The organism is Micromonospora sp. KC723 (genome assembly GCF_004348595.1).
Taxonomy (GTDB): Bacteria; Actinomycetota; Actinomycetes; order Mycobacteriales; family Micromonosporaceae; genus Micromonospora.
On sequence record NZ_SMKD01000224.1, the window covers coordinates 1 to 5,454 of the forward strand.

Here is a 5,454-nt window from a genome sequence, read left to right on the forward strand (position 1 = left end):
GGGTGGCGGTGGCCGGTTCCGGGGTGGGACCGGTGTCGTCCGGGATCGCCCGGTCGGCGGTACCGACCTCGGCGGTCGGCTCGGCGTCCTCGACCGGGGTGCGCGGAGCCGGGATGCCCGGCGCAGCCGTCTCCGGCTTCCCGAGCTCGGTCGCCGCCGGGCTGGCGGTCTCGGCGTCGGTCGCTGCCGGCGTGGGGGCCTCCGCCACCACGGATGCGGCGGGGGCGGGGCGCGCCTCGGCCTCGCCGGTCACCGGTGCCTCCTCGGCCGGCGCGGCGTCCCCGGCCTTGCCGACGACCGGGGTCACGCGCCCCTCGGTGTCGTCGTGGCCGGTGTCCGCCCCGGCCGGCTCCTCGCCGGGTGCCGCCGGCGGGACCGGCGAGGCCGGCTCGTCGGTGGCGCTGTCGGCCGGGGACGCGTCGTGGCGCAGGGTGTCCGTGGCGGCGTCCACCTCGGTTGGGGCCGGCGCGACGGCCGGGGGCCGTGCGTCGGCGGCCGGCGCGGCGACGGCCGGTTCCCGGTCGGTGTCGGCCGGCGCGTCGGTCGCCGGGGACGTGTCGGCCGGCGCGAGGGTGACTTCCCGGTCGATGGGCTCGTCGACGACGGCGGCGGGCGCGGGGAAGCGGTCCGTGGTGGCTTCCGGGCGGGATGTGTCGAGAGTCGCGGCGGCCTCGGCCTTCTCGGCCTCGGTGAGGCCGACGACCGGGTCACCGTCCATGGTGGGCCCGACCGGAGCGGTGGTGGTCGTCGCGGGCTGCCGGCCACGTGCCAGCCAGCCGGCGGCTCCGCCCAGCAGCAGGGCCAGGATCACGATCAGCCATTGCCCGAAAGTCGACGGCACGGCGAACCTCCCTCTTGCGTACGTCGTGAAAGTCGCGAAGCAAACTCGGCGCAGCTTCGCACACGCGCACATCGGGCGACAGGGAGGATCGGTCATCGCGGCCCAGGTGAGACAGCCGGTGCCCGGGCGTGGTGGCGGGATGACCGACCGTATGCCGTTCTCGTGTCCACCGACCCGCCGGGCCGCGACGAGGTGCCGGCGTCGCGACCCGGCGGGCGACTCAGTCGTCCTCGCCGCGATAGGTGTAGAAGTCGTTGACGAAGCGGCGGGCCAGTCGGGGCACCCGGCTGGTGACGCCGAAGTAGCCGCGCGCGCCGAGCAGGGCGAGCCGACCGACCACCGGTTTGTACATCCGGTCGTCGCCGCTGGTGCCGCTGCGGCGCAACGAGTCGGCGACCCGGGCGAAGCCGTACGGCACCATCTCGGCCTCGTAGTCGGCCACCGCCTGCACCAGCGTCTTGTCGCCGGCGGCGGCCTGGCGCAGGTGCCGGCAGAGCAGGGCGGCGTCGCGCAACGCGGTGTTGGCGCCGACCCCCCGGCCCGGGGTCATGGTGTGGACGGCGTCGCCGAGCAGCGTCACCGTGCTGCTCTTCCACGCCGGGATCGGTTCGCTGGTGGCCACCCTGATCGGCAGGGCGCTGCCGGGGTCGCTGCGGGCGAGCAGCTCGCGCAGGTTGGGGTGCCAGTGGCGGGTCAGGTTCTGGGCGACCTTGACGAGCTCCTCGCCCCGGCGCTGCGTGATGTCGGGCGGGAACCGGCGGGCGGTACTCCAGACGATAAAGTTGATGTTGTCGCGGGTGTTGTCGTGCGCCCGGCCGGGCCAGCCGTGCAGCAGTGCCGCCTCGTCGTCGCTGACGTCGGGTTTGAGCTGGCCGTCGCGGTCCCACCTGAACTCCATGACGTGCAGCACACCCATCACACCGCAGGTTCCGAAGATCAGCGAGATGCCCTTCTCGACCCGTTCGGGCAGGAGTTGGCGGGTGTGCGCGGTCAGCGGGATCCGGGTGGCGATGTTGATGGTGCCGGCGTCCCGGACGACCGCGTGCGGCAGGTACTGGCGGCGGACCGCCGAGTGCGTGCCGTCGGCGGCGACCAGCAGGTCGCCGGTGGCGCTGGTGCCGTCGGCGAAGTACGCCGTCACCGTGCCGTCGTCGCGCTGCTCGTAGCGGGTGAAGGTCTTGTCGAAGTGGACGACGTCCGCCATGCCGGTGAGCAGCACCTGGCGCAGCGTCATCCGGGCCACCGAGCGTTCGGTCTCGACCGGGTCGGTGTCGGGGCGCAGCGGGAACGACGCGGTCTGGCGCAGCCGCTGCGTGATGACGTTGAAGTAGCGGGGGGAGCGGGCGCAGGTGACCAGATAGACGTCGAACAGTTCCGGTGCCAGACACTCCCGCAGCGCCTTGCTGCCGGTCGGTCCGATGCCGATGCGGTAGCCGAGCAGGCCCTCGCCGCGGCTGCGGTCCCGCTCGTAGACGGCGACACTGATGCCGGCGCGGCGCAGGCCGTGAGCCAGGCAGAGCCCACCGGTGCCGGCCCCGATGATCAGGACGTGGGGTGGTCCGGAAGCCATCCGCGCCGCCCCGTTCACCGGGCCGGCCGGGGCGACGGCACCTCGGCGGCGTCCCAGCGGTAGAAGCAGCCGGCTATCGCGTCCCGCGGGGACCGCCAGGTCGGCAGGTACGGCGAGGTGTGCGCGGAAAGCCGCTCGTTGACCTGCACATAGAGCGGGTGGTTGCGGGCGTTAGCCAGCGCGTCCGGGTCCACGTCCCCGGTTTCCATCAGGTGGACACACAGGTCGTGCAGGCAGTACAGGGACCGGTGCCGGACGCCGGTCAGGGTGGGCAACTCGGTGGCGTCGGACTCGGCGAAGATCTGCGCCACCCGACCCTCCGAGCCGGGGATGATCCTGCTGACGATCAGTAGACGACTCATGGAACCCCTTCCGTCGGTGGCGCCCGCCCAGTTCGGAGGCCACGGACCGCTGTGGGCTCCACCCTGCCGTCCCTTCTGTCACCTCTCCGTCACGCGGCGCTCGTTGCCCGTGACGTGCCGGTCGAACCCGTGTGCGCGACGCGGGTCCGCGGCACCGACCGGGCCGGGAGTGCGTGCGGGCCAGCCACGGTGGCCTCTGGTCCGGCCCGGTCTGCGCGGCGCCGGTGGCGTCAGGGCCGGCCGGCGCGGCGGTCGGTGGGGGTGGAGGCCAGCCGGACGGCGGGCGCGGGGCGTGCGGTGGTGGCGGAGCGGCCCCGGGTGGCCTGGTGGATCGGGGCCAGGGTGTCCTGCAGCAGCGCGGTCATCGCCGCCGACGGTTCGAGCCGCAGTTCGCGCAGGAGCAGGTCGCGGTAGACGTAGAAGGCGTGCACCGCCTCGAAGGCGTTGCCCTCGGCCAGGTGGATGCGCACCACCAGCCGGTGCGGTGTCTCCCGCAGCGGTTCGGCGGACATCGCCTCCAGGGCGGCCTCCAGCGCCTCGCCGTGCCGCCCCGCGGCCAGGTGCTGGTCGGCCAGGTCCTCCAGCATGTGCAGGCGCAGTTGACGCAGCCGCTCCCGGTCGGCGAGCACCCAGTCGTCGTACCAGCCCGGGAGCAGGTCGTGCCGGCCGGCGGCGAGCGCCCCGGCGGCACCCGGGTGGCCACCGTCGCGGACCCGGGCGGCGGCGCCGACGAGGGCGTCCACGTCCACCCGGACCCGCTGGTCCAGCCGTACCGTGTCGCCGCTGATGACCAGCGGGCAGCAGGGATCCTGGCGCAGCCGCCACAGCGCCGTACGCAGGGACGACAGCGCCCGCTCCTCTGGCGCGTCCGGCCAGAGCAGGCCGGCGAGGTGGGCGCGGGTGGCGCCGGGACGCAGACCGATCAGCGCGATGACCCGTTGCAGGCCGCGTGGTACCACGATCGGCGTGTCGCCGTGCAGCAGCCGGAAGCCGCCGAGCAGGTGCAGCGCGATCGACGTGCCGGGTCGTGACCCGGTGGTCGACATGGACGGATCAGCGGCCACGGCGGCACCTCCTGCGGAACCCCGGTCCCGATTCTGTGTCCCGGCGCGGCTGCCCGTGACCTCACTGTCTGAGTCGCTGCGCCGCGGTACGGCGTCGCGCCGCGGCCACCGGGCTGACCGTCCCGAAGATTATCAATCACGGTAACTCTCAGTCAATGATGGTGTCGATTGCCCGTTGGTCGGAACCTGGCCGCGAAAGCGGCTCTGAACTGGCCAGAGTGGCTATCCGGAGTGGATCTTTGCACAGCTCATACACAGATTGCGTCAACGCATCGTCACGGCGGTGCGGGGCCGGTGGGTACGCGTTGACGCCCTGGTGACGGGGCCCGCCGCATCGTGTCGGGAGTCGTCCGGCCGGGCCGGCGCGGTCCACTCCGCGCCGGTCGGCCGTGGGGGGAGGCCCAGCCATGGACCGTTCGTTGATCGTCGCGAAGGTGGTTCCCACCGCCGAGGCGCAGGTCGCCGAGATCTTCGCCGAGTCCGACGCGACGGAGCTGCCCCGTCTGGTCGGGGTGCGGCACCGTTCGCTCTACCGCCTGCACGACCTCTACGTGCACCTGCTGGAGACGGAGTCGGCGACGGAGGGGGCGGTCCAGGCGGCCCGCGGGCATCCCGAGTTCGTCCGGGTCAGCGAGCGGCTGCGCCGCTACATCTCGCCGTACCTGCCGACCTGGCGGGAACCGCGCGACGCCATGGCCCACTGCTTCTACCGCTTCGACGCCAGCGACGTCGGGGAGCGGGCGTGACCGCCACCGCCCCGCGGGAGGGGCAACTGTGGTCCCGCTGTGCCGGCTGCGCCAGCCTGCTGTACCGCAAACGGCTGCGCCGCAACCTCGACGTGTGCCCGGAGTGCGGGGAACACTCCCGCCTCGACGCGCCGGAACGGGTGGCCCAGCTGGTCGACCCGGGCTCGTTCACCCCGCTGCCCGAGCGCCCGGCCGAGGTGGACCCGATCGGTTTCGTCGACGTGCTGCCGTACCCGCACCGGCTCAGCGCCGCGCGGGCCGGCACCGGCCTCGCCGAGGCCGTGGTCTGTGGCACCGCCACCATCGGTCGGCATCCCTGCGCGTTGGCCGTGATGGACTTCCGCTTCCTCGGCGGCAGCCTCGGCTCCGCCGTCGGCGAGCTGATCACCCGCGCCGCCGAGCGGGCGCTCGAGGAGCGGATCCCGCTGGTCCTGGTCACCGCCTCCGGCGGGGCGCGGATGCAGGAGGGCGTCCTGTCGCTGATGCAGATGGCCACGGTCAGCCAGGCGGTCGCCGGACTGCGCGAGGCGGGCCTGCTCACCGTCAGCGTGCTCACCGATCCCACGTACGGGGGCGTGGCCGCGTCGTTCGCCACCAACACCGACGTGGTGCTCGCCGAGAGCGGCGCCCGGATGGGGTTCGCCGGGCCCCGGGTGATCCGCCAGGTCACCGGCCGGGACCTGCCCGAGGGCTTCCAGACCGCCGAGTTCCTGCTCCGCCACGGCCAGGTCGACATGGTGGTGCCCCGGCACGCGCTGCGCGGCCGGCTGGTGGCGCTGCTCGCCGCCGCCCGGGCCGGGCGGCGACCGGCGCCGACCAGCGGCGTGCCCCGGCAGGAGCGCCCCCCCCCCCACCCCACCCCCCCCGGCCC

Annotated in this window: 6 protein-coding genes; 2 read left to right on the forward strand and 4 right to left on the reverse strand. The window is 74.1% G+C overall.

Annotation, left to right across the window (positions count from 1 at the left end; all coding sequences use genetic code 11):
- From E1165_RS27650 to E1165_RS27665, 4 genes are all read right to left on the reverse strand, one after another.
- On the reverse strand, window positions 1–841 hold an 841-nt coding region (locus E1165_RS27650), incomplete at its 3' end, for a hypothetical protein (RefSeq protein WP_132394641.1).
- Window positions 842–1,061: 220 nt separating this feature from the next.
- A complete protein-coding gene (locus E1165_RS27655; RefSeq protein ID WP_132394642.1) occupies window positions 1,062–2,411 on the reverse strand; it encodes an NAD(P)/FAD-dependent oxidoreductase in 1,350 nt (449 codons plus the stop codon).
- Between the two features lie 14 nt (window positions 2,412–2,425).
- The gene (locus E1165_RS27660; RefSeq protein WP_132394643.1) at window positions 2,426–2,773 is read right to left on the reverse strand and encodes a TcmI family type II polyketide cyclase; all 348 of its coding nucleotides are present in this window, start codon (window positions 2,771–2,773) and stop codon (window positions 2,426–2,428) included.
- Between the two features lie 230 nt (window positions 2,774–3,003).
- On the reverse strand, window positions 3,004–3,837 hold the full coding sequence (locus E1165_RS27665; RefSeq protein ID WP_132394644.1) for a BTAD domain-containing putative transcriptional regulator: 834 nt from the start codon (window positions 3,835–3,837) through the stop codon (window positions 3,004–3,006).
- A 407-nt stretch (window positions 3,838–4,244) separates the two neighbouring features.
- Between E1165_RS27665 and E1165_RS27670 the strand changes: the two genes are divergently transcribed.
- Window positions 4,245–4,583, forward strand: coding sequence for a TcmI family type II polyketide cyclase (locus tag E1165_RS27670; RefSeq protein WP_132394645.1), 339 nt, complete (start codon window positions 4,245–4,247; stop codon window positions 4,581–4,583).
- A partial coding sequence (gene accD, locus E1165_RS27675) for an acetyl-CoA carboxylase, carboxyltransferase subunit beta (RefSeq protein ID WP_132394646.1) occupies window positions 4,580–5,454 on the forward strand: 875 nt, incomplete at its 3' end. The genes E1165_RS27670 and accD, both read left to right, overlap by 4 nt.

Excerpts from the sequence above, each read along its gene's own strand:
- E1165_RS27655 (WP_132394642.1), bottom strand. The coding sequence starts at position 2,411 with ATGGCTTCCGGACCACCCCACGTCCTGATCATCGGGGCCGGCACCGGT.
- E1165_RS27660 (WP_132394643.1), bottom strand. The coding sequence starts at position 2,773 with ATGAGTCGTCTACTGATCGTCAGCAGGATCATCCCCGGCTCGGAGGGT.
- E1165_RS27670 (WP_132394645.1), top strand. The coding sequence starts at position 4,245 with ATGGACCGTTCGTTGATCGTCGCGAAGGTGGTTCCCACCGCCGAGGCG.